Here is a 23,063-nt window from a genome sequence, read left to right as displayed (position 1 = left end):
GTCCCCAAGCCCAGGATCTGTGCCTGATCTGCGTCAAATCTGCGGCTGTGTTCTTCTGCGGCTGAATCTTTGGCTCGCCGCCGGCGTCTGAATAACGAGGAGTAGGAACCATGAGCGAACGAATCATTCTCATCTCAGGCGCCACGGGACAGCAGGGCGGCGCCACGGCGCGGGCCCTTGCCGGCAAGGGCTTCAAGCTTCGCGCGCTGACGCGCAATCCCAGCAGCGACGCCGCCAAGGCGCTGGCCGCCATCGGCGCCGAGCTCGTCAGGGGCGACCTGGACGATGAGGCGTCGGTGAAGGCGGCGCTGGCCGGCGCCTGGGGCGCCTACGCCGTGCAGAACACCTGGACCGCCGGTGTCGAGGGCGAAGAGGCCCAGGGCCACCGGTTTGCGAAACTCGCGCGCGCGGCCGGCGTCCAACACTACGTTTACGCGTCGGTGGCGTCGGCCGATCGCCAGACCGGCATTCCCCACTTCGAGAACAAGTGGCGCGTGGAAGGCACCATCCGCGGCCTCGGCTTCCCGTCGTACGCGATCATCCGCCCGGTGTTCTTCATGGAGAACCTGGCGAGCCCGTCGTTCCTGAACGGCGACAAGCTGGTGAGCGCGCTCGATCCGACAACGGTGCTGCAGATGATTGCGGTCGCCGACATCGGGCAGTACGGCGCCTTGGCGTTTACCGACCAGGCGCGGTTCAAGAACCTCGAGCTCGATATCGCTGGGGATGCGGTCACCCTGCCGCAGGCAGCCGCGGCACTCAGCGCGGGGCTCGGGCGCAAGATCGAGTACATGCAAATCCCGATGAGCGCGGTCCGCAAGAACAGCGAAGACTTCGCGCTGATGCTGGAATGGTTCGAAGCGGTCGGCTACGACGCCGACATCGCGGGCAACGCGGCGAAGTACGGCGTGAAGCCCACGTCGCTCAAGGAGTGGGCAAGAGGGCGGGACTGAAGTCCCGCCCTTCTGGCACCACTACTGCTGTTGCGTCGGCGTCGGTGGCGCATCGAGCCTGGCGGGCTTCCGCAGGTGGAAGCCGGCCGCATCCTGATACGCCTTTGCCAGCGCGATAATCTCCAGCTCGCGGTACGGCTGCCCGTAGATCACCGCATTGGTCGGGCTGCCGGTGTCGGCAAACCCATTCGGCAGGTTGATGGCCGGGTAGCCCGCCGCGTTCGCCATGGTGAAGTGGCGCTGGGTCGGCGACTGCGGGCGCTGTTGTTGCTGCGGCGGTGGCGGCGCGGCATCGGGCGCGCCGGCCGGGCGCGGCCCGGGACCGCCCACACCGGTGTTGTTCGACCCGACGATGTAGACGTCGACGTGGGAGGTGGCCTTGGCCAGCTCGATCATCATCATCATGCGCGCGCGCTGCTGCTGCAGGTAGTCGGGCGCCGGGATCAGGCGCCCGCCAGCCTGATTCCCGCCCCGCGTCCCCTTCATGCGGCCGGCGCGGATGTGCTCGTCGAAATACGCCGTGCGCTCGACGTTGAAGCCGCTGATGTTGGCCGAAAACTCCGGCACGACCACCGGAATGAACTGCGTCACGCCGAGCGACCGCAACGTCTCGAGCGTGTTCTGCGCGTTGGCCTTCGCCGAGGCGTTGCTGATGTCGTCGAACGAGTCCTGGATGATGCCGACCTTCAGCTTCCTGACATCGAACTGCGCGTTCCAGTTGAACGGCACGTCGGTCACGCTCATGTCGCGGCCATCGGGTTTGGCAATGGCCTGCATCACGATCGCGGTGTCTTCGGCGTAGCGGCAGATCGGCCCCAGCCGATCGAGCGTCCACGACAGCGCCATCACGCCGTAGCGGCTGACGCGCCCGAAGGTCGGGCGCAGCCCGGCCAGGCCGCAACGGGCCGAGGGGCTGAGGATCGATCCGCTGGTCTCGGTGCCGATGCCGAACGCGATGCAGCCGGCCGCCGTGGCGGACGAGGGACCGGCCGAGGATCCGCTGGAGCCCTGCGTCGGATCCCACGGGTTCTTGGTCTGCCCGCCGAACCAGTTGTCGCCGCCCGCCAGCTCTCCGGTCGCCACCTTCGCGATCAGCACCGCACCGGCATCGCGCAGCATTTCGATCACGCTCGCGTCGTAGTCGAGCACCTGGTCCTTGAACGGCGCCGATCCCCAGGTGGTCTTGTGGCCCTTGAGCGAGATGATGTCTTTCGCGCCCCACGGGATGCCGTGCAGCGGGCCCTTGTACTTGCCGGCGGCAATCTCGGCGTCGGCGCGTTTCGCTTCGGCGCGGCCGTGATCGTCGAGGAAGGTGACCACGTTGTTGAGCAGCGGGTTGTAGCGGTGCAGCCGCGCGAGGTACATGTCGGTGAGCTCGAGCGACGTCACCTGGCGCGTGCGAACCAGTTCGGCCAGGTGGCGAACCGGCCAGAACGCCGCGTCTTCGAGGTTCGCCGGCCGCTTGACGGCGGGCGCCGCGCTCAGGCGGAACGGCTGCTTCGCCTTGTTGACGGCGAGGCCCGGCACCACGGGGCTGAAGTGGAACGGCGGCGAGATGTCGGGCGGAATGTGGAGCTTGCGGATCTCGTCGTAGCCCGCGAGGTTGCGGTTGGCGCCCTCGACGAGCGCCGTGCGCTCCTCTTCCGTGAGGTCGATGCCCGACAGCTTGAGGGCGTCGGTGACCATGGCCAGCGTCACCCGCTGAGTGCCGGCGTCCTGCATGCGCGCCCACACGATGCCGGGGGCCAGGGTCGCGCCGAGGCCGGCGCCGGCGAAATGCGCCATGAATCGTCGTCTCGTCTGGTCGATGTTCTTCATTCGGTCTCCTGGTCCGCCTAAAGGCGGACGCTACATTCCACATGTAGCATCCGGCTTTAGCCGGATTGGTCCCGGCTTCAGCCGGATTGGTCCCGGCTCTAGCCGATGTAGCGTCCGGCTTTAGCCGGACCTAGTGTAGCCAAATCGCATAACATTGAAGCTCTTGCAAAGCAGATTGAATCTAGCTGCGGTACGCATCGCGGTTGCCCTCACCCACCGCAACTTCCGGCTCCTGTGGTTCGGCGCGCTCACGTCGAGCATCGGCACCTGGATGCAGAAGGTGGCGCAGGCCTGGCTGATCGTGACCATGACCGGCTCGGCGTCGGCGTTCTACCTCGGCCTCGACAGCTTCGTCGGCGAGGTGCCCATCCTGCTGTTCACGCTGATCGGCGGCGTGGTGGCCGACCGGCGGGATCGCCGGCACATGATGCTGATCTCGAACGTCATCCAGATGGGCGTGGCGATCACGCTGGCCACGCTGGTCTACACCGAGGCCATCCAGATCTCGATGATCCTGTCGCTGTCGTTCCTCTCGGGCTGCGCGCAGGCCTTCGGCGGACCGGCGTATCAGTCCCTCATCCCCACGCTGGTCGGCAAGGACCATCTGCCCAACGCCGTGGCGCTCAACTCGATCCAGTTCAACCTCGCCCGCGTGATCGGCCCGATCGTCGCCGGCGTCACGCTCGCCTCCTTCGGCATGGTCGCGTGCTTCGGCGTCAACGGCATCTCGTTCCTGTTCGTGATCGCGGCCATCCTGGCGCTGCGCAACATCCACGTGCCGCCCGCCGCCACCACCAACATGTTCGAGCAGATGAAAGACGGCCTGCGCTACGTGCGGCACTCGCGCAACCTGATCTCGGTGACCGTGCTCGGGTTCTTCGGCGCGTTCCTGGGCCTGCCGCTGCTGACGTTCCTGCCGGTGATCACCAAGGACGTGTTCCAGCAGGACGTCGGGTTCTATACGAAGCTGATGACGTGTTCGGGCGCGGGCGCGGTGACCGGGGCGCTGATCGTGGCCTGGATCGGCAAGCATCGCCACATCGGCAAGCTGCTGTTGGTGTTCCTGGGACTGTTCGGCGCCGCCATGGCGGCGTTCTCGCTGTCGCGGACGCCGCTGCTGAGCGCCGGCATCCTGTTCGTGGCCGGCGCGCTGCTGGTGATGTGCTTCTCGCTTACCACGTCGCTCGCGCAACTGCTGGCCCCGCCCGAACTGCGCGGCCGCGTCGTCAGCATCTACATGGTGGCGTTTCGCGGCGGCTCGCCGCTGGGCGGGCTGGCGAGCGGCTGGCTGGTGACGCAGGTCGGCTCAGCGCCCGCGGTGCTGATGGTCAATGGCATCCTGCTCATCGCGGTCGCGACCTTCTTCCTGGTCCGCGGCCACGGCTTCAAAGAGGTCTAGCGGCTTCGCTGACGGGAGGGCATCCCGTGTCGGGAGGGCAGTCCTTGTCGAATCAGGGGCGATACACGGAGCAGGACGAACCCCGAGCTCAGGAGGATTGTGATGAAGATGAAGTTCGCACTTGCCGTCGTGTTCGCCATCGTGGCTTTCGCCAGCGCAGCCGCTTTCCAGGGAACCGCCAAGAAGGGTTACATCATCGCCCAGGTGGATGTCACCAATCCGCAGCAGTACGCGGAGTACACGAAGCTGACGCCAGGGCTGATCGAGAAGGCCGGTGGGCGCTTCGTCGCGCGCGGTGGTCGCATGGCGACGCTCGAAGGCCCAGCGGCGAAAGGCCGCGTTGTGATTATCGAGTTCCCGAGCTTCGAACGCGCGCAGGAGTTCTACAACTCGCCAGACTACGTGGCCGCCAGGAAGATCCGCGCCGGGGCCGCGACGGCGCAGTTCGTGCTGGTTGAAGGCTTCTAATCGGCCCCGCTCGTGTGGGCGTGCAGCGGGGCGTGCCGGGAAGGCGCCTCTTGTCGGGACGGCACTCCTTGACGGGAGGATGACTCTTGTCGGGAGTTGGAACGTCGCAGAAACACGGGTTCGAATTCCCTCGGGGACGCCTTAGTTTGTAGGGTTCATTCCGGAGACATGGGTAACAGTTTCGGGCCGAAGGATTATCGATCGGTTCGAGTCGGCAGGTCTCATCTCGAAGTATCCGAGATCAATGCATGAAGGTGACGAGCCAGACATGGTCGTTCACCTTAATCGAGCAACGAAAAGATAGACACGCCATGTCTGTGTATGGAGCGTTACCCCGTGTCCTCGGTAGGTCAGAACAATGGTACCGTCCCTCATCAACGGGTTGCCTCATTGAGGCGGGCAGCTACGGCGCGACCGTCACGACACGACTGGTGGCGAGGCGCGCCCACCTGTCGTCTCTAAAAAACCGGAACTCGAAAGCGCCGGCCGCGGGCGCGGTAAATGTCAGCGTGGCGGTCGTGAGCCCTGTCGCTGGCCGAGTCGTACTGCCGCTCAAGTACTGGTAGTTGCCCGACCAGTATTCGGCCACCGAGCCGGCCGGCACGAGCATCACGAAATCGGCGCGGTTGCCCGGTCCGTTGCTCACGCCCACCGTAATCGTCGATCCAGCGGCCACCGTCACGGGGCCGGCTTGCCCGTTCACCGTCAGTTGGGGCGGCGGCGTGCAGGCCCGAACCGCCGCATCGATATTCAGGCGTCCGCCGGTGATGCTGATACCCGACATTGCGGCGATCGGATCGACCGTGTTGAGCACCGTCGCCTTGAGCGCCGCCGTCGTCATGGGGCACGCCGCGAGAAGCAGTGCAGCCGCGCCGGCCACGTGCGGTGTCGCCATCGACGTCCCGCTGAACGACGAGTAGCTGTTGTTGCGAGTCGTCGACAACACGGCGACGCCGGGGGCCCCCAAGTGCACCGTCGCCGCGCCGTAGTTCGAGAACCACGCGCGCTGGTCGCGGTTATCGGTGGCCGCCACCGAGATGATGTTCGGCGCCGAATACGCGGCGGGATAGACCGGCGACACGTCGGCGTTCAAACCGGAATTACCGGCTGCCGCCACAAACAACATGTCGTACGTGTTGGCGCGATTGATTTCGTCGAGGAGCGATTGCGAATAGCCGCCGCCGCCCCAACTGTTCGAAAGGACGCGAAGGTTGGCCGCGGCGGTACCGAGAACCGCCTTGGCCTGCACCGCAAACTCGATGGCCTTGATGGCATTCGCCGTGGTGCCGCTGCCACTGGCGCTCAGGAACTTCAGCCCCATCATGCTGGCCGTCCAGTTCACCCCGGCCACGCCCACGCCGTTGTTGCCGACGGCGCCAATGGTGCCGGCCACGTGCGTGCCGTGGTTATTGTCGTCCATCGGATCGCACGTGTTGGCGATCGCGTTGAAGCCATGCGTTCCGGCCGCACAGTTGATCACAACACCACCGATGGTGACGGAAAACGCCGAGGGAGCCGTCCAGATGTTCGCCGCAAGGTCCGGATGGTTGTAATCGATGCCGGTGTCGACGATGCCGACGACGTTGGCGCGCGTGCCGGTAGTAACGTCCCAGGCAAGCGTCGCGTCGATGTCGGCTCCGGCAATGCCGACGCCTCCGTAGTTCTGCCCGAAGTTGAACAGTCCCCAGAGATCGCCAAAGGAAGGATCGTTCGGCGCCGCCACCAGTCGGATGATGTAGTTCGGCTCGACGAACTCGACGTCCGGATTGGCTCGGAGCCGAGCGAGTAGTTCGTGCGTGCCCAGGCGCCGGGCGCGCATGCGGCGCGTGCCGCGGCGGCCGACCGGCTCGACTTCATCGGCCTCGACCTCCTCGGCGGCGCGGGATTGTTCGAACGCGGCAGCGGCGCTGCGAAAGCGGACGAGTACTTCGCCGTCAACGGCCTCGCGGCCGTCGACCATGACCGACGCGCGAGCGCGCCGGCCCTGTCCCGACAGGTCGGAAGACACCGCGGCCGTTAAAGCCAGCAGCAGTACAGCGAGGCGGCGTAGCGGCCGCCACGGCCGAATCGTCATGAATGGAACTCTGACCGGAGGTCTTTCAAGGGTAGCTGGGGGGCACGATTGTGTCAAGTCGAGCATTCCCTGGTACGGCAGATGCGAGCGGTGGCACCAATGGAGAGAGTCTAGCTTTCGGCGACGTCGACGAGGCGTCGTAGCAGCAACTGGAGCGGTACTTGGCCGTCTCGGGCAAAGAAAGCCGCGGCCGTCCTGTGCGCGGAGCATCCAAGGTGTCGGGGTCGCCGCATCGTCGGGTGTTGCGGCGCTGACCGCCTCGCCGATCTCAATTCGCGCATCTCCGATGTCACGAAGACGCGACCTGGGATCCTGGTGTCGGCCGCATGATCGCCACCGAAGGCGCGGGCGCCGGAGAGCATCTCATAGAGCACACAGCCGAACGCCCAGATGTCAGCGCGTTTGTCCACAGCACTTCCGCGCGCCTGTTCAGGACTCATGTAGGCCGCCGTGCCGAGGATGGCGCCAGCGCCTTGGCCAGACCAAAGTCGAGCACCTTCACGGTGCCATCCGGCCGCAGCTTGATGTTCGCCGGCTTCAAGTCGCGATGGATGATGCCATGGTCGTGGGCGGCTTCGAGCGCCTCCGCGATTTGCTTCGCCACGTCGACGGGCAAGACCTTGAGGGCGACATCGCGTTTCAGCTTCGAGTCCTTGGCCCGATAGACCTCGCCCATGCCACCGGCGCCCAGGAGCGACAGGACTTCGTACGGGCCGAGCCGGGTGCCGGGGGTCAGCGGCGTGACTATAGGAGGTCGGGGGCCCACTGAGGCGAATCCCGGTCGATTAGGCCGCCCGGCGCAAGCGTCCGCCAACCCTGTCCATCTGGTTGAATCCCCTCGGGGACACCAGTCCGACGCGACGCACCATCCCGACGAGAAGTGCCCTCCCGGCAAGAATCAGGAGCTAGCGGCCGCCGCGCTCGATCACGAGCTTGAGCGCCGCCTGCTTGATCTGCGGCTTGATGGTCCAGCTCTTGGCCATCGTCTGGAGATGCCGGATGTTGAGTCCGCAAATCAGCTTGAGCGCCGTGGGCGTGGGCGTCCTGGGGTTTTGCACGAGGTTGAGCCGCACCTGCTCGCTCTGCACCCACTGAGCTGAGGTCGCAATCAGGTCGGCGACCGGACCGCTCAGGGTACCGAGCTTGGTGATCTCGAGGATTTCATCCAGCGTGATCCTCGGGTTCTTGCACACGTAAAACAACACCTGCGGGTCGACATCGCGAATCAGCAAGACGCGCGTCGCGCGATCGGCCTTGGCGGCGAGAATCAGTTTCTGCGGCCGCGGCATCGCGCGCAACTCTTCGAGCGGCGATTGCCGCTTGGCGGCCTCGACCTCGGTATCGGGCTCGGGCTCGTGGCTCTGGTAACACTCGGGGCAGCCCGGTGAGTCGGGGTCGACGTGACACACGCAGCCACAGGACGGGACGTCGGTCACGCTCTTCCGCCCTTCGCGACACGGTCCGGCGCAGACATCGTTCGTCTCCTCATTGTTGGAGGATCACTGCGCCGCAGTTCCCACCGGCAGGCCTCCCTCCACAGTGGAGAGAAACAGCGGGTTGAACAGCATCTTGAACGTGTTGTGCGGCTGGCCGCGCCAGTGCGGGCGGAAGCCCATGATCACGGCCTGGCCCTTGCCCACCGCGACGCGGGCGGCAGCGACGCGGCCGGCCAGGTAACGCGACCCGCCCAGTTCCCAGCCGCTGACCAGGAAGTTCTGCCGCGGATACTCAGCAAACACGTCGACATCGCGCGCCGCCCGCATCTTGCCTTCGGCGGCGGGCGCCACGATCTGGAACGCCTGCGAGTCGGCGAACATCGCCACCGCGCTCGCTTCCATGCCAGCGGCAAGAGGATTCGCGGGTTTGGTCGTAATCCGCAGCAGCGATCCGGGGATGAAGAACTCGTCGGAGCGCGTGTCCTTCACGGTGTTGCGAAGGGGCAGATCGAGCGTGAGAATCGCGAAGTCGGCCGCGCGATCCCAGGCGACCAGCCAGCCGCCCCGCTCGACGAAGCGCCGGACGTTGGCCGCGCCTTCGAAGCCGATACCACCGACGAAGTCCGCCGGCATCGTCCCCACGGCGGCGCCGTTCAAGATCGTCGTCTCGGCCTCGTCGGCGAACAGCAGCACATCAAATTGCGACAGGTCGCCCCGGATGTCGGCGTTCTTCAGCGTCTGGTACGGGAACTCGTACTGCTCGAGCATCCACCGCGTCCAGCCTTCGTCCATGTTGGCGCGATGGCTGCGATAGAGGCCGATGCGCGGGGCGCGAATCGCTTTGGCGCCGGCCGGGACCGCATCGACGCCCGCGAACCACACGCCAAGCTCCACGCCCATCCTCGCCACGACATCGCGCGCTACGTTCTGCACCACGATGGTGTTGTCGGGCGCCCACGAGACCTTCGCGCCTGCCTTCAGCAAGCGGTTGACGGCCTTCACGCCCCAGTTCGGCGACGGCGAGAGCGTGAACGCCGTCGTTGCGGTTCCCGAGACGCCACCGGCGGGCGCCGGAATCGCGTCCACCATCTTCGCCGGCAAGGCGAATGGTTCCTTCACGCGATCGATCGTCACACCCATCTGGTAACTGAGTTCGTAACCGGTCATGTCGTACGGCGGATCGGGAGGGCCGCCGGGATAGAGGCGGCGTTCCGGAAATTTCTTCTCGTCGATCAGATCCACCACGTACGGACGAAAGGCCTGCGGGCCGAGCACATAGGTGCCGGCGGGGTACGACCTGCCGCCGGCCGTGAACGGCGCGTCGGCCTGGCGCACCTCGATGTTGGCGATCCGGAACGCGCGCAGGAACTCGACCATCCGCGTCTGGTCGTGCTGAGCCGCCGGATCGATCACGTACGCAAACGGCCCGCCCTCGGCGCGCTCGCCTCTCGCGATCTGCCGCGTGCCCATGCGCCAGATGTTGTAGAGGTAGTCCTCTTTCATCTTCGCCGCGAGATCAAGGGTGGCGCGCGACGCGGTGATCATGTACTCGACCGGTTTGCGCAGCGGCCAGCACCCTCCCAGCCACGGCCGGGTGTAGTTCACGCTCGGAATCTTCGCCGGCAGGTTCTTGTGCCGCTCGCCGAAGGTCTCGGGAATCTCCTCCGGCGCATAACAGTGCGGCGTCGCCAGCCGGTAGAGCGAGGTCTCGGTGAGAAACCCCGCCATGTTGTGGAAGTCCGGCCCGCCGCGCATGCTGCCGTTCCACCAGATGTCGTAGAGCATGTGCGAGCTGTAGCCGGGCTTCTCTTCCTCGTCGAAGCGCTTGCGCATGGCCTCGCCGATCTGGTTGATGGTGCTGACAATCAGCGGATCCAGGTTCGGATTCACCGGATCCTTCATCGGCGGTCCCCAGATGCGGCTGGGAAACGGGCCCGACTGGTGATGGTTGTAAACGATCTGCGGGAACCACTCCTTGTACAACTGACGCGCCACCGCCTGCGTCTCCACCTGCGTGAACATGGTCCAGTCGCGATTGTTGTCGTGGCCGACGTAGTGATGGTAGATGTCGGGCGGGCTGGTCGTCTCGAAGGGCGTACCGAGGTTCTTGTAGTACCAGTCGCGGACGATGTCGAGGCCATCGGGGTTCATCGACGGCATCAGCAGCAGGATGGTGTTCTCCCGCACACGCTTCGCCTCATCCGAATCCGACGTCACCAGCCACCACGCCAGCTCCGGCGTGTGCTGGGCGCCGGCCACTTCGGTGGCGTGCAGGCCGCCATCGATCCAGACGATGGCCTTGCCCTCCTTGGCGAGCGCCCGCGCCTGGGCCTCGTCCACGCCGCGCGTGATCGCCAGCCGCCGGGCAATCTCCTGGTAGCGGGCGCGGTTCCTGATGTTGGCCTCGCTCGAGATCACCGCCATGATCATCGGGCGGCCTTCGGAGCTCTTGCCGATGTTCTCGACGACAATGCGGTCGGAGGCGGCGTCGAGCCTGGTGAAATACTCGACCAGCTGTTCGTGACTGGCGAGCTTGTAGTCGGCACCCACCTGGAAACCGAACACATCTTCCGGTGATGGCACGTTGACGGCAGCGGCCGGCGCGGCGGCACGCGCCTGGGCCCACAACGGGCTTTCACCCGCCAGGCACATGGTAGCGACGACAACCACAGACAATTTCAGCAAGCGGATCATCACGGCACCTCGGCGACGCGATGCTAACACGCAGGTCGATGCGGCCGCGAGAGGGTCAGACCCCTCGGCACTTCTGGCTCGGGGTCAGACCCTACAGGGAATCGAGAAACGCGAGCAGGGCGCGCCGTATCGGCTCGCTCATCGCGCGGTAGCGGTCCATCACCCCTGACGCTTCTCCGCCGTGCCGGCGAATCGCCTCGGCCGGCGTGGCGGCGCTGCCGTCGTGTAGGAGCGGCCGCCGCAGGCGAAGCCCCCAGAGCGCGGGCGTCCGGATCTCATCCGGTTCAGCGGCGCCCTGCTCAATGCCGTCGCCGGTGCCAAGCTCGTGCAGCAGGAAGTCGGAGAAGGCCGCCAGCGTCCTGCGATTGAGGGCCGCCGAAGCATGCGCGCCGGTCGTCAGCGCCGGCACGTGACACGACGTGCAGCCGACCTCGGCGAACACCTGTTCGCCGATCCGCGCTGCTTCCGTGATCGTTCCCCTGGGTGGAGGCGCCAGGAACTTCATGAACGCCTCGAAGTTGTCGATGGCGCGCTTGCCGGTGCGCGGGTCCACGCGGTCTTCCGGGTCCTTCACGCGATCGCACTCGCGCATTTTCGCCTCGGAAATGCCGCCGTGCGGCTCGCCGGGAAACACGTCGTTGGTGATCCCCATCTCGTTGGTATAGGCGTCGCCTGAGAAGGTCAGCAGCGTCGCGATCTGCGCCTTCCATCCGAACCGGCCCACGCGCCGCTGGCCAGTGGCCTTGTCGACAATGACGGCGGCCCGGCCGCTGATCCCATCGCGATCGCGGTCGAACGGGTCTTCCAGCGCCAGCAGCGTCTCGTCCGGCACCCCTTCGACCAATCCGCCGCCGAACAACGGGATCGGGGCACGCCTGGCCACGACATTGGCTTCGGCGGGAATCGTTGCCTGGCAACGATGATCTGGCAGTGAAAACATCTGAAACAGCGTGGTCCCGCCGACGACGTGGAACTTGCCGTCGGCATCGCGAAACCCGCCGCGGAGCTCCGTCATCGGGCTGCTGCCGCCAATCGACGGCACGTTGTGGCACACGGCGCAGCCGGTGCCATTGAAGAGCGGGCCAAGACCGTCACTGGCCTCCTCGACCTCCCGGAAGTCTTCGAGGCCGAGCCGGAACTCCTGGAACTCGCGCGGTGTGATGGCAGGGAGCGGATCGCCGGCGACGGCCTGGAACTGCGCCGACACGCGCAGTGCCGTGAGCACCAGCAACGTCGCCGCGCCAGCGAGCGCAAGGGTGCCCCTCATTTCACGATCAGCGTGGCGCGCATGGCGGTGTGGCCCGCGCCACACGGGCGCGAGCATTCGATGATGAAGCGGCCGGCCTGGTCAGCGGTGTACCGCACCACGGTCTCACCACGACGCCGCTTCGGAATCTGGACGTCCACCTCCGTGCCGATGATGCGAAAGCCGTGGTCGGTGTCTTCACTCGTCAGGTGGAACTCGACGATGGTGCCCCTCTCGACCGTGATCTCTGAGGGGGTAAAAGCGAACCGCTCAGCCGACACCTTGATGATCTTGTGATTTGGTGATTTGGTGATTTGGCGATTTGCTGCCGTTGCCGGCAGAGCCAAAGCCAATGACAGACAGATGACGCCGGCAATGCTCGCTTCGCGCATGACTAAAACCACCAACCCACACCGACATTAATCTGCCACGGCGCGCGCACGACGGTGCTCTTGTTGCGTTCGCGCACCACATCGAACTTGAACGCCACATCCGGATCCGGGTAGTAGGTCGCGCCAGCCACCCAGGCCGACCGCTGGAATTGCTGCAGCGGCAGATATCCTTCCGGCATCTGGTTCTGCGTGTCGAACAGCTCGTAGCGGCCAAACACCACCACCTCGTGCGCCCACGCGTCCGGGCTCACTCGCGTCGCCACTTCGGCATAGGCGCCCATCAGCCGGCTCGCTATGTTGGGACTGTTGCCGGACTGCAACTGCAAGGCGCGGTTGAGGCCGGCGGCGCCGCCAATGTTGACCATCGACCACTGGCCGCGCAGTTCGTGGCGCCCGTGCCGGTAGCGCGCATCGAGGGACGACACGCCGACGGTGGGGGGCTCGATGTCGAGCCTGATCAACCCGAAGCCGCTGCCCCCGCGCCACATGCTCGCCCCCGCGGTCAGTCCGGCGCGGCGAAACTCGAGCCGTCCCGCGACCGCCGGATCGCTGGCATCGGCCCGCGCCCCTTGCTGCCGTCCACCGGCAATGCCTTCGTCCGCGGAGAACTCCGCGGCGTTCAATCCGGGTAACACGTACGCTCGATATGAAAACCCACGGCCCAGATCCCCGAACAGGCCGACGCCGGTGTCGCGCCAGGTCGTTGGCACGATCACGCTGTCGACGAAGGTCCGTTCGACGCCGTTGAAGGTCGGCGGTTCGTGTCGTTCGTTCTGTATGCCGACTGGAACCAGCACCATGCCGGCGCGCACGTTCAGCCGGCGGTTGATCAGCAGGTCGATGTAGGCCTGCTCGACCGCGACCTCGCCGGTCTCTTCCCCACCCTCGACGAAGGCGTGCTCGACCTCCACTTCCGACCAGAACTTCAGGCGGTCCGAGAAGCTGTGGCCGACCATCAGCACGAAGCGGTGGAGGTCCACGGCCGTCGGCTGGTCTTCCACCTTGTTCAGGTGCATCTCCATGTAGCCGGACAACGTGGGGATGCCTTCACGCGGCGGGGCCGCCGGCTGCGCGTACGCGGCGGCGGGACCACCGGCCCACAACAACGCCGCCAAGGCTGCCGAGCGACCCCCAACGCGCGCGGCGCGAAGGCGGAGTTTCCAGCCGACTAACTTATTGAGCATATTCATCTAAATCATTATTTTGAGTAATCAAAGTACTCAAACAGGCGCGGGCTGTCAAGAGTGAACGGCGGACAGCCTATTGCGGAGGGACGATGCGGGCGCCGGTGATGAAGCGGCGATAACTCGAATACCGCGTGCTGGTGCGCAGCTGGGGAGTGCCGGAGCCGCGGGTAATGCGCAGCGAGGTCGCGGAGGCCGGCAGGACCAGCGTTTCCTCGGGATCCAGGAACGTGACCGGCTTGAACCGGATCGACGTGTCCCACCGCTCCATCGTCCAACTGCTCCACCGATCGCGAGACGCGACCTTACGCGGCAACGGGATGTCGATGAGGCCAATCAGGCCCTGGTCCAGGCGCAGCACGTCGAAGGTCTCGGCATCAATCCAGATACGCCCGCGCATGCCGCCGTCGATCGCGAAGCTGACACAGTCTTCCTTGCCGTTGACCAGCTCCGCTTTCACCGATGGCTTGTCCACCATGCGGTAGTCCATGAGGATGGCGGCGCGATTATCGACGCGGCCGGCACCGGCCAGCTTGAAGCTGTACTCGTGGCGCTGCTGCGGCAGCAGCAGCGACAGCGGCTGGACCTCGGAGGTGTTCTGTTCCGGCGCGGTGCAGTTGTCGTGGTCGTTCTTGCGCGGCGCGTGCCCGTTGACCTTGAGCACCTGGCGCAGCGTGCGCGCTTCAATCGGCACCGGGTTCTCGTCGGACGGTTCCCACGACAGGCGCAATTCGGATTCGACGGTGCGGCCGCGCGCGGTGAGACCGGACTCCATCGGCATGAGCCCGACGATCTCGAGGCAGACAATGCTTTGCGCGCGGGTGAAGTACTGCTCGACGCGCTCGCCGACGCGCTGCAGGACATCCGCGAGTCCAGGGGTGTTGGCGGCCTGCCCAGCGGTGACCGAGCCGGCAAGCAGAACCAGCGCGGGAAGCACGAGCGCGGTGGGGCTGGGACGAAGAGCCACGCGGGGGGAATTATACCCGCCGCGCGTGCCGTAACTGCAGTTGAAAACGCGGCGCCCGCGTCAGCGCGCGGCGGGGCCCTTACGGTCGAGGTCCTTGATGTTGAGCGTGAAGCTCACTGGCACTCGGGTGGGCGCGTAGCAGACCTTGTCGTCGCACGCCTGGTATTCGAGGCGGCCCGAAAGCTTCACCGTGGGCGACGCCGCCAGCAGCTTCCGTGCCTCTGGCGTCGAGAGAAGGGTGACGTCCTGCACGAGCTTGAACGGCTTGCCGTAGGTCTCGACCTTCTCGTTCAGTTCCTTGAAGTGGTAGATCTCCGACGGCGGATACCGCGTGGGCTGCACGCGCATCCACGGCTGCGGGTCGAGCTTCACCGCAATCACCTGGTAGTCGTGCTTGCCCGGCGCGTAGACGTGCATCAGCTTCTTCGGCGTGATGTCGAACACCATCGACACGCGCTGGCCGGGCGCGACCTCGGCGTCGCTGATCGAGGTCAGCACCGTGAGGTGCATGGTGTCGGCGCGCATCGCCGCCGGCGCCCCGGACGACTGCGGCAACCTGGTGAAGTCCACTTTCGCGGGCTGTTGACCGGCCAGGGGCGCCCCGCCGAGGAGGGCGGCCGCCAGCATGACGGCGAATACGGTTAAACGCTGATAGCGCATGGTTTTTCCGGTTGGATGCACGAACAGCCCCAACGATACCGCACCTTAGGCACCCTAGGCACCTTAGACACCTTAGGCACCTTAGGCACCTGCTAAGATCCCGTAGTTCCCATGTCCGTCCGCCCCCCTACCCGGATTCTCGTCGCCGAGGACGATCCCGACATCGGCAGCCTGCTCGAGCACTACCTCCGCAAGGCCGGCTTTGTCGCCACCCTCGTCGCCTCCGGGCGCGACGTCATGCCGCAACTCAAGCGCGAGCCGCCGGACCTGGTGGTGCTCGATCTGATGCTGCCCGGCCTCGACGGCCTGCAGCTCTGCCGCGCCATCCGCGCCGACGCCCACACCGCAGCCATCCCGATCATCATGCTGACGGCGAAAGCCGAAGAGTCCGATCGGATTGTCGGCCTCGAGCTGGGCGCCGACGACTACATCACCAAGCCGTTCAGCCCGAACGAAGTGGTGGCGCGCGTGCGGGCGCTGTTGCGGCGCGCCAATCGCGCGGCGCCGGCCAACAGCCGTCTCACCTACGGCGGGCTGTTGGTGGACGTCGATCGCCATGTCGTGAAGATCGACGGCGACGAGGTCAAGCTCACCGCCAAGGAATTCCTGCTGCTGCAATACCTGATGCTGCACCGCGGCCGCGTGCTGTCGCGGGACCTGTTGCTGTCGGATGTGTGGGGCTATTCGTACACGGGCGGCACCCGCACCGTGGACGTGCACGTGCGGCGCCTGCGCGAGAAGGTGCCGATGCTGGCCGACACCATCGTCACCGTCAAGCAGTTCGGCTACAAGCTGCTCGACCCGGCGCCGGCCTGATGCCGCTGACCACCACCACCCTGTTGTTGCTGGGCGTCGCCGCCGGTGCGGCGCTGGCGCTCGCCGCCGTCGCCCTCCGGCGCTCCTCAAGAGCGGCCATCGAAAGCCAGCGCGTCGGCACCATCCTCGCGGTGGCCCGCCGATACGCGCTCGGCGACCTCAGCCGCCCGACGCCGGATTATGGCGACGATGACCTGGGAAGCGTGGCGCGGGCCATGGACCAGGCCGTCCAGGAACTGGGCCGCCGCGTCGACAGCCTGGCGCGCGATCGCGCGCGCATGGAGGCGATCCTCTCGAGCATGATCGAAGGCGTGCTGGTCGTCGATGAACAGGGGCGGCTGCAACTGGTGAACGACGCGGCGCGGCGCATCCTGAAGCTCGAGAAGGGCTCGATCGATCATTCCTACGTCGAGGCCATTCGCCACCCCGGCATCGTCGAGCACATCGGCCGCGCGCTGGCCGGCGCCGAGACCAGCGCCCTGGAACTCTCGGTCACGCGCGACACCACGCGGACGCTGGTCGCCCAGGTCGCGCCGGTGGTCGCCGCCGGCCGCGGCGCGGTGCTGGTGATGCACGACATCACCGACCTGCGAAAGGCCGACCTCATCCGCCGCGATTTCGTGGCCAACGTCTCGCACGAGCTGCGCACGCCGCTCACCGCGATCAAGGGCTACGCCGAAGCGCTGATGGACGATCCGGACGATGCGGATGCGCACGAGCGGTTCGTGGAAATCATCCATCGCCACGCGACGCGCATGGAACGGCTGGTGCAGGACCTGCTCCGGCTCGCCCGGCTCGACGCCGGCCAGGAAGCAGTGGACCTCGCCCCGTGCGACATCGAGTCGCTGGTGCGCGGCATCGTCAGCGACTTCGAACCCCTCGCGGCCGACAAACAGCAGGCCATCGGCGTCCACGTCGCGCCCGAGGCGGCCATGCTGAGCACCGACGCCGCCAAGCTGCACGACATCATCCGCAACCTGGTGGAGAACGCGGTGAACTACACGCCCGAGGGCGGCGCCATCGACGTCGGCGCCACCATCGCGGGGGGACGCTTGCAGTTGAGCGTGGCCGACACCGGCCATGGCATTGCCCCTGATGATCTCGGGCGCGTGTTCGAGCGCTTCTATCGGGTCGACAAGTCGCGGGCGCGCCCCGGCGGAACCGGACTCGGCCTGTCGATCGTGAAACACCTGGTGCAGGTGCTGGAAGGCGAAGTGGTCGTCGAGAACCAGTCCTCGGGCGGGGCGCTGTTCACGGTCAGCCTTCCGCTCCGTTGATGCACGGCTTGGGCGGCGAGCGGCGGTAGGGCCAGAGCCAGCTCTTCATCGTCAGTTCTCCAGCGACACCGTCATGCCACGGTGGATGCCGGTTTGCATAAGAACGCTCCGAGAGCGCCGCGCGCCGCCTGTCATCATGACATTTGCCTGTTTTGGGAAATGTCTTGTCCAGTCTCGGCCGGCGCCCTCTGTCACGTGCCCCCGGGGGGCCTCGACAGTCCGGTAAACCATTCGGAAGGGGTCAAGCATGAGAATGAAGACAATTGTGGCGGCGATGGTGACAGGGTGTGCGGCGATCGTGATTTCGGCAGTTCCCGGGTTCGCCGCGCAGACGCCTCAGGAGCACCAGCACGCCGCCGACAAGGCGAAGCCGGCCGTGGGCATGGCGGCCAAGGACCACGCCATGATGGCCGAGCGCGAAAAGATGATGGCCGACATGAAGGCCGCCGATCAGCGGCTCACGGAGCTTGTCACCAGGATGAACACCGCGTCGGGCATGGAGAAGACCACGGCGACCGCAGCGGTCGTGACCGAGATGGTGGCGCAGAGCCGGACGATGCACGAGGGCATGATGAAGATGCAGCAGGGCATGATGTCCCACATGATGGAGCACATGCAGGACGGGAAAGACTCGATGGCGATGTGCCCGATGATGAAACCCATGGGCGACATGAAGCCCGCGCCGGTGAGAAACTAGCGAGATGCATCGCCGCGACCTGCTGCGCCTGTTGAGCTTGTCAGCCCTCGCCGGCGGCGCCGGCTGTGGCGGACAGCCCGCGGCCGCCCGGCCGGCCGCGTTTGCGCGACAGATCACACCCACCGCGGGGTTCGCGCCCGATGTCGAATTCACCTTGACCGCCGCCCCCGGCGAAGTGCCGCTGCTTCCCGGTGCGGCAACGCGGGTGTGGCGCTTCACGGGCCGGCTCGTCACAGGCCCGGCCGACACCCTCCAGGAACTTCCCGATTCATACCTGGGCCCGGTGATCCGCCTGCGCCGCGGCCAGCAGGTCCGCGTCCGGTTCGTAAACCAACTCGGCGAGGACTCGATCGTCCATTGGCACGGCCTCGACGTGCCCGCGAGTGCCGACGGTCATCCACGCCTGGCCATCGGTCACGCTCAGGAGTACGTCTACGACTTCGCCGTCACCAATCGCGCGGGGACCTACTGGTACCACCCTCACCCGCACATGCGGACGGGCCCGCAGGTGTATCAGGGCCTGGCCGGGCTGCTGTTGGTGAGCGACGATGACGAGGATGCGCTCGCGCTGCCGTCAGGCGAAGCCGAGTGGCTGTGCGTGCTGCAGGATCGTCGCTTCGACGCGCGCAATCAGCTCGTCTATCTGGGCGGCGGCCAGGCCGACATGATGAACGGCTTCCTTGGCGATCGCGTACTGGTGAGCGGCCGGGTGCAACCAACGCGCGAGGTGGACGCCGCGTGGCACCGCGTGCGGCTGCTGAACGGATCGAACGCCCGCATCTACAAACTGGCGTGGAGCCACGACTTGCCGATGACGGTGATCGGCGGCGACGGCGGGCTGCTGGAGCGCCCGCTGCATCAGCGCACGCTGACGCTCGCGCCAGGTCAGCGCGCCGATCTGCTGCTGGACCTCACCGGGTTCGGCGCCGGCACGGAGGTCCACCTCGAAAGCCTGGCATTTCCCGCGGCAGATGCGGGCGCGGTCGGCATGATGGGGATGGCGGGAAACACCGCACCCGTCCCCAACGGCGCGCCCCTGCGGATGATGACGCTGCGCACGCGGGCACGCATGGGGCCGGCGTTCCAGCTCCCGGATCGCCTGCCCACGTTCGACCCGTCATGGTCGCCACGCCCCGACGCCAGAGTCCGGCGCGTGCCGCTGCTCTTCCAGCAGATGCAGTGGATGCTCGCGGGCCGGACGTTCGCCATGAACGAGGTGACGGCGGACGAGACGGTGGCGGCCGCCTCCACACAGATGTGGGACATCGTGAACCAGTCGAATGGAATGGGCATGGAGATGGCGCACCCGATTCACGTCCACGGTCGACAGTTCCGCGTGCTCGATCGCACCGGCGGCCGGACGGCCAACGCCCTGCGCGAGGGCATCGTCGATGCCGGCTGGAGGGATACGGTATTGGTTTTACCGGGCGAGACGGTCCGCATCCAGCTGACGTTTACCAGCCACCCCGGCCGGTATCTCTACCACTGCCACATCCTCGAACACGAAGACATGGGGATGATGCGGAATTTCCAGGTGACCTAGCGAGGAGCCGCTAGCGCATGCCGAAGGCGGCGAGCAGGTAGAACGCGATCGCGGCGATGGCGGCCGACATCGGAATCGTCAGGATCCAGGCCCACACGATCTGTCTCGCAATCCCCCACCGCACGGCCGACAACCGTCGCGTCGAGCCGACGCCGACGATCGCGCCGGTAATCGTGTGCGTGGTGCTGACGGGCACGCCGAGCGCGGTGGCGGTGAAGAGCGACACCGCGCCCGCGGTTTCGGCGGCAAAGCCGCTAACCGGTTGCAGCCGCGTGATCTTCGAGCCCATGGTGTGGATGATGCGCCAGCCGCCGGCCAGCGTGCCGGCCGAGATCGCCGCGTGCGCCGCCATCACGACCCAGAACGGAATCCTGAACTCCGACAGGTAGCCGCCGGCATACAGCACACCGGCGATGATGCCCATGGTCTTCTGCGCGTCGTTGCCGCCGTGGCCAAGGCTGTAAGCCGCCGCCGACAGCAATTGCAGCTTGCGGAAATACCGATCCACGCGCGACGGCGCGATGTTCCGGCAGGCCCAATAGATGGCGACCATGAACACGTAGCCCAGGATGAACCCGAATCCGGGCGCGAGCACAATGAAGATCAGCGTCTTGGTCCAGCCGCCAGGAATCAGCGCGACCATCCCGACCTTGGCGACCGCCGCGCCGGCGTAGCCGCCGATCAACGCGTGCGACGAGCTCGTCGGCAGGCCGTAGTACCAGGTAATCAGGTCCCAGACGATCGCGCCGAACAGGCCCGCCAGGATCACCGAGGGTGTGACGATGGAGATGTCCACCATCCCGGAGCCGACGGTCTTGGCGACGGCCGTGCCGAAGACGAAGGCGGCGACGAAGTTGAAGAACGCGGCCCACACCACGGCCTGGCCCGGCTTCAGGACCCGGGTCGAGACCACGGTGGCAATGGAGTTGGCGGCGTCGTGAAAGCCGTTGATGTAGTCGAAGATCAGCGCAACGGCGATGACGAAGATGACGAGGGCAAGTTCCACGGACCGCTACCCGTGCTTGACCACAACGCTCTCGAGGACGTTGGCGCAGTCCTCGCAACGGTCGGTCGCCTCTTCGAGCAGGTCGAGCACTTCCTTCCACTTGATCACCGTGATCGCGTCCTTCTCTTCCTCGAACAGCCGGCGCAGGGCCTCGTCATGAATGTCGTCGGCGGCGTTCTCGAGCCGGTTCACTTCCACGGCGAGGTCGTGCACGCCGACCTTGCGCTCGAGGGCTTCGACGGCGACCTTGACCTGCATGGCCGACTGCCACGTCAGCGACGCCAGTTCCCGCGCGCCGTAGCGCAGCGACGCCATGCGGTAGCGGCGCGTGACGGTGGCCGCCGCGTCGATGGCATCCATCACATCGTCCAGCGACTTGGCGAGCGCGTGGATGTCTTCGCGATCGATCGGCGTGACGAACGTGGAGTTCAACCGCTGGATGATGCCGTGGGTCAGGGTGTCGCACTCGCTTTCGACCTGCTTGATCTGCAGCGCGGTGTCCCAGGCGGGCGGGTCCGACGCGAGCATGCGCTCGAGCAGGGTGGCACCCGACACGATGCGGTCGGCCAGGGCGATGAAATCAGCGAAAAACTTCTCTTCTCTGGGGATGAGGCGGAATCGCACGGCGGAAGTATGGCACGCGAATGTTACGCGGATGTTACATTGCGCATGGATATCGTCAATCAACACTACGGATATGGCTGCCATTCCCCCGCCAGATTCGGGCCGCTTGGCTGATTACTCACGCATTTTCGCAGGGTCGGCGGCCGGCCAATCATGAGCATTGCCAAGGATCTGTCATTCCTCGACCGCTACCTCACGGTCTGGATATTTGCCGCCATGGCCGTGGGGGTGACGGCCGGCTACCTGTTTCAAACGGCCGTCGAGCGGTTCAACGGCGCCCTCACCGTCGGCGAGAACACCAACCTCCTGATCGCCGTCGGGCTGATCCTGATGATGTACCCGCCGCTGGCGAAGGTGAAGTACGAGCTGATGCCCAAGGTCTTTGCCGACCTCCGGATCCTGGGGCTGTCACTCGTCCAGAACTGGATCGTTGGCCCGATCCTCATGTTCGCGCTGGCCCTCGTGTTCTTCGGAATGATCGCGCCGGCGCTGCTTGGGCCCGATCCCCGCTGGGGCTCCTACATGGTGGGACTCATCCTGGTGGGCATCGCCCGATGCATCGCCATGGTGCTGGTGTGGAACCAGCTGGCCCGGGGCAACAGCGAGTACGCCGCCGGGCTGGTGGCACTCAATAGCGTGTTCCAGATCGTCACGTTTGGCTTGTACGCGTGGGTGTTCGTCACGGTGCTGCCGCCGCTGTTCGGGATGCAGGGCATGACCGTCGAGGTCAGCATCACCGAGATCTTCAGCAGCGTGATGATCTACCTCGGGATTCCGTTCGCGGCGGGCATTCTCAGCCGCGTAATCCTGGTGCCGCTGAAAGGTCATGGCTGGTACGACCGCGTGTTCGTGCCGGCCATCTCGCCGATCACGCTGGTCGCCCTCCTGTTCACCATCGTGGTGATGTTCTCGATGCAGGGCCAGCGGATCGTGTCCCAGCCGCTGGATGTGCTGTGGATTGCGGTGCCGCTCAGTACCTACTTCGGCGTCATGTTCCTGGTCAGCTTCTTCATGGCCTGGAGGTTCGGGGCGGACTACTCGCGGGCCGCGACCCTGGCCTTTACCGCCGCGGGCAACAACTTCGAGTTGGCGATCGCGGTGGCGATTGGCGTGTTCGGCATCGCCTCCCCGATCGCGTTCACCACCGTGGTTGGCCCGCTGGTGGAGGTGCCGGTCCTGGTCGGACTGGTCCACGTGAGTCTGTATTTCCTGCGACGGATCTACGGCGGCCGGGTCAGCGACGACGCCGTGCCGGCAGCGCAATGAGACGGGGCTAATCAACGACGAACGAGAAGAGCTTGTAGCGGCCGTCTTTCACCATCGCCGAACCGAACAATTGGAGCACCAGCTCACGCCCGGTTTCGTCGACGGCCACCACTTCGCTCTCACGCATGACCGCGAACGACTGGTAGCTGGTGGTCTCGCCGGTGTATCGGGTCCTGACGAAGGTGAGCGGACGCCCGCCGTAACGCCCGAGGGTCCCCTCGAGCGCGCCGTCGCTCCGCTGCTTCATCTGCTGCCACGCGTAGTCGAACGGCACATTTCGCTCGGGACGGCTGGCCGGGAGCTCCGGCCACACGTGGTCCCTGAATTCCGATTCGGACAAGGCCAGGGCTTTCAGGCCAGCCACGTCGCGGCTCGCCAGCCGGCTGAGCACGGCCTGGGCCAGCGCCTCCGGTGTGTCGAACGTGTTGGACAGCGGCGTCTTGTTGGAGGGAGAGGTCGGCGGGGTGCAGGCGGTCATCGCCAGCGCGATGACCACCCCACCCAGCCCCTTGATGACTGTCACGAAACTATGGTACTCCGCCG

21 protein-coding genes are annotated in these 23,063 nt (G+C 66.0%); 8 read left to right on the top strand and 13 right to left on the bottom strand.

Annotated elements, in window-relative coordinates:
* Window positions 1-110 precede the first annotated feature (110 nt).
* Window positions 111-953 carry an NmrA/HSCARG family protein gene (locus WC815_00420; GenBank protein MFA5907219.1) on the top strand — a complete coding sequence of 281 codons (843 nt, stop codon included), beginning with the start codon at window positions 111-113 and terminating at the stop codon, window positions 951-953.
* A 21-nt stretch (window positions 954-974) separates the two neighbouring features.
* Here the strand turns inward: WC815_00420 and WC815_00415 are convergent, their stop codons facing one another.
* Window positions 975-2,771: an amidase gene (locus tag WC815_00415; protein ID MFA5907218.1), complete on the bottom strand. Its 1,797-nt coding sequence runs from the start codon at window positions 2,769-2,771 to the stop codon at window positions 975-977.
* 175 nt (window positions 2,772-2,946) lie between these two features.
* On the opposite strand from WC815_00415, the gene WC815_00410 reads away from it, so the two are divergent.
* Window positions 2,947-4,170 carry an MFS transporter gene (locus tag WC815_00410; protein ID MFA5907217.1) on the top strand — a complete coding sequence of 408 codons (1,224 nt, stop codon included), beginning with the start codon at window positions 2,947-2,949 and terminating at the stop codon, window positions 4,168-4,170.
* A gap of 108 nt (window positions 4,171-4,278) precedes the next feature.
* Window positions 4,279-4,638, top strand: coding sequence for a DUF1330 domain-containing protein (locus WC815_00405; GenBank protein ID MFA5907216.1), 360 nt, complete (start codon window positions 4,279-4,281; stop codon window positions 4,636-4,638).
* 403 nt (window positions 4,639-5,041) lie between these two features.
* Here WC815_00405 and WC815_00400 read toward each other — a convergent pair whose 3' ends face one another.
* The 9 genes from WC815_00400 to WC815_00360 form a co-directional block, all read right to left on the bottom strand.
* The gene (locus WC815_00400; protein MFA5907215.1) at window positions 5,042-6,712 is read right to left on the bottom strand and encodes a S8 family peptidase; all 1,671 of its coding nucleotides are present in this window, start codon (window positions 6,710-6,712) and stop codon (window positions 5,042-5,044) included.
* 436 nt (window positions 6,713-7,148) lie between these two features.
* Window positions 7,149-7,478 (bottom strand): protein kinase, encoded by a 330-nt coding sequence (locus tag WC815_00395; GenBank protein ID MFA5907214.1) that lies wholly within the window; start codon window positions 7,476-7,478, stop codon window positions 7,149-7,151.
* 139 nt (window positions 7,479-7,617) lie between these two features.
* Entirely contained in the window at window positions 7,618-8,148 is a 531-nt protein-coding gene (locus tag WC815_00390; GenBank protein MFA5907213.1) for a hypothetical protein, read from the bottom strand.
* A gap of 63 nt (window positions 8,149-8,211) precedes the next feature.
* On the bottom strand, window positions 8,212-10,818 hold the full coding sequence (locus WC815_00385) for a M14 metallopeptidase family protein (GenBank protein ID MFA5907212.1): 2,607 nt from the start codon (window positions 10,816-10,818) through the stop codon (window positions 8,212-8,214).
* A gap of 115 nt (window positions 10,819-10,933) precedes the next feature.
* Window positions 10,934-12,109 carry a di-heme oxidoredictase family protein gene (locus WC815_00380; GenBank protein ID MFA5907211.1) on the bottom strand — a complete coding sequence of 392 codons (1,176 nt, stop codon included), beginning with the start codon at window positions 12,107-12,109 and terminating at the stop codon, window positions 10,934-10,936.
* Complete coding sequence (locus tag WC815_00375; protein ID MFA5907210.1) at window positions 12,106-12,480, bottom strand: hypothetical protein; 375 nt, start codon at window positions 12,478-12,480, stop codon at window positions 12,106-12,108. Before WC815_00375 ends, WC815_00380 begins: the two co-directional genes overlap by 4 nt.
* A 2-nt stretch (window positions 12,481-12,482) precedes the next feature.
* Window positions 12,483-13,664, bottom strand: a complete 1,182-nt coding sequence (locus tag WC815_00370) for a hypothetical protein (GenBank protein ID MFA5907209.1) — start codon at window positions 13,662-13,664, stop codon at window positions 12,483-12,485.
* 76 nt (window positions 13,665-13,740) lie between these two features.
* Entirely contained in the window at window positions 13,741-14,631 is an 891-nt protein-coding gene (locus tag WC815_00365; GenBank protein MFA5907208.1) for a hypothetical protein, read from the bottom strand.
* A 60-nt stretch (window positions 14,632-14,691) separates the two neighbouring features.
* A complete protein-coding gene (locus WC815_00360; protein ID MFA5907207.1) occupies window positions 14,692-15,258 on the bottom strand; it encodes a protein-disulfide reductase DsbD domain-containing protein in 567 nt (188 codons plus the stop codon).
* Window positions 15,259-15,402: 144 nt separating this feature from the next.
* On the opposite strand from WC815_00360, the gene WC815_00355 reads away from it, so the two are divergent.
* From WC815_00355 to WC815_00340, 4 genes are all read left to right on the top strand, one after another.
* Window positions 15,403-16,107, top strand: coding sequence for a response regulator transcription factor (locus tag WC815_00355; protein ID MFA5907206.1), 705 nt, complete (start codon window positions 15,403-15,405; stop codon window positions 16,105-16,107).
* On the top strand, window positions 16,107-17,384 hold the full coding sequence (locus tag WC815_00350) for an ATP-binding protein (GenBank protein ID MFA5907205.1): 1,278 nt from the start codon (window positions 16,107-16,109) through the stop codon (window positions 17,382-17,384). The genes WC815_00355 and WC815_00350 overlap by 1 nt, the downstream gene beginning before the upstream one ends.
* Before the next feature lie 247 nt (window positions 17,385-17,631).
* Window positions 17,632-18,081 carry a hypothetical protein gene (locus tag WC815_00345; protein ID MFA5907204.1) on the top strand — a complete coding sequence of 150 codons (450 nt, stop codon included), beginning with the start codon at window positions 17,632-17,634 and terminating at the stop codon, window positions 18,079-18,081.
* A gap of 4 nt (window positions 18,082-18,085) precedes the next feature.
* Window positions 18,086-19,624, top strand: coding sequence for a multicopper oxidase domain-containing protein (locus WC815_00340; GenBank protein ID MFA5907203.1), 1,539 nt, complete (start codon window positions 18,086-18,088; stop codon window positions 19,622-19,624).
* A gap of 10 nt (window positions 19,625-19,634) precedes the next feature.
* Here WC815_00340 and WC815_00335 read toward each other — a convergent pair whose 3' ends face one another.
* Together WC815_00335 and WC815_00330 are read right to left on the bottom strand one after the other, a co-directional pair.
* Window positions 19,635-20,630 carry an inorganic phosphate transporter gene (locus WC815_00335; GenBank protein ID MFA5907202.1) on the bottom strand — a complete coding sequence of 332 codons (996 nt, stop codon included), beginning with the start codon at window positions 20,628-20,630 and terminating at the stop codon, window positions 19,635-19,637.
* Between the two features lie 6 nt (window positions 20,631-20,636).
* Entirely contained in the window at window positions 20,637-21,254 is a 618-nt protein-coding gene (locus tag WC815_00330) for a DUF47 family protein (protein MFA5907201.1), read from the bottom strand.
* Between the two features lie 153 nt (window positions 21,255-21,407).
* Here WC815_00330 and arsB point away from each other — a divergent pair, with 153 nt between their 5' ends.
* Window positions 21,408-22,520: an ACR3 family arsenite efflux transporter gene (gene arsB / locus WC815_00325; GenBank protein MFA5907200.1), complete on the top strand. Its 1,113-nt coding sequence runs from the start codon at window positions 21,408-21,410 to the stop codon at window positions 22,518-22,520.
* Window positions 22,521-22,527: 7 nt separating this feature from the next.
* On the opposite strand, the gene WC815_00320 is transcribed toward arsB, so the two are convergent.
* Window positions 22,528-23,043, bottom strand: coding sequence for a hypothetical protein (locus WC815_00320; GenBank protein ID MFA5907199.1), 516 nt, complete (start codon window positions 23,041-23,043; stop codon window positions 22,528-22,530).
* Window positions 23,044-23,063: the final 20 nt, after the last annotated feature.

It is taken from the genome of Vicinamibacterales bacterium, assembly GCA_041659285.1.
Classification (GTDB): Bacteria; Acidobacteriota; Vicinamibacteria; order Vicinamibacterales; family UBA2999; genus 12-FULL-67-14b.
This window is presented reverse-complemented; position numbering and strand designations above follow the sequence as displayed.

Coding starts and splice junctions, on each gene's coding strand:
- WC815_00420 (MFA5907219.1), top strand. CDS start 111: ATGAGCGAACGAATCATTCTCATCTCAGGCGCCACGGGACAGCAGGGC.
- WC815_00415 (MFA5907218.1), bottom strand. CDS start 2,771: ATGAAGAACATCGACCAGACGAGACGACGATTCATGGCGCATTTCGCC.
- WC815_00405 (MFA5907216.1), top strand. CDS start 4,279: ATGAAGTTCGCACTTGCCGTCGTGTTCGCCATCGTGGCTTTCGCCAGC.
- WC815_00400 (MFA5907215.1), bottom strand. CDS start 6,712: ATGACGATTCGGCCGTGGCGGCCGCTACGCCGCCTCGCTGTACTGCTG.
- WC815_00380 (MFA5907211.1), bottom strand. CDS start 12,109: ATGAGGGGCACCCTTGCGCTCGCTGGCGCGGCGACGTTGCTGGTGCTC.
- WC815_00375 (MFA5907210.1), bottom strand. CDS start 12,480: ATGCGCGAAGCGAGCATTGCCGGCGTCATCTGTCTGTCATTGGCTTTG.
- WC815_00370 (MFA5907209.1), bottom strand. CDS start 13,664: ATGCTCAATAAGTTAGTCGGCTGGAAACTCCGCCTTCGCGCCGCGCGC.
- WC815_00360 (MFA5907207.1), bottom strand. CDS start 15,258: ATGCTGGCGGCCGCCCTCCTCGGCGGGGCGCCCCTGGCCGGTCAACAG.
- WC815_00355 (MFA5907206.1), top strand. CDS start 15,403: ATGTCCGTCCGCCCCCCTACCCGGATTCTCGTCGCCGAGGACGATCCC.
- WC815_00350 (MFA5907205.1), top strand. CDS start 16,107: ATGCCGCTGACCACCACCACCCTGTTGTTGCTGGGCGTCGCCGCCGGT.
- WC815_00345 (MFA5907204.1), top strand. CDS start 17,632: ATGAGAATGAAGACAATTGTGGCGGCGATGGTGACAGGGTGTGCGGCG.
- WC815_00340 (MFA5907203.1), top strand. CDS start 18,086: ATGCATCGCCGCGACCTGCTGCGCCTGTTGAGCTTGTCAGCCCTCGCC.
- arsB (MFA5907200.1), top strand. CDS start 21,408: ATGAGCATTGCCAAGGATCTGTCATTCCTCGACCGCTACCTCACGGTC.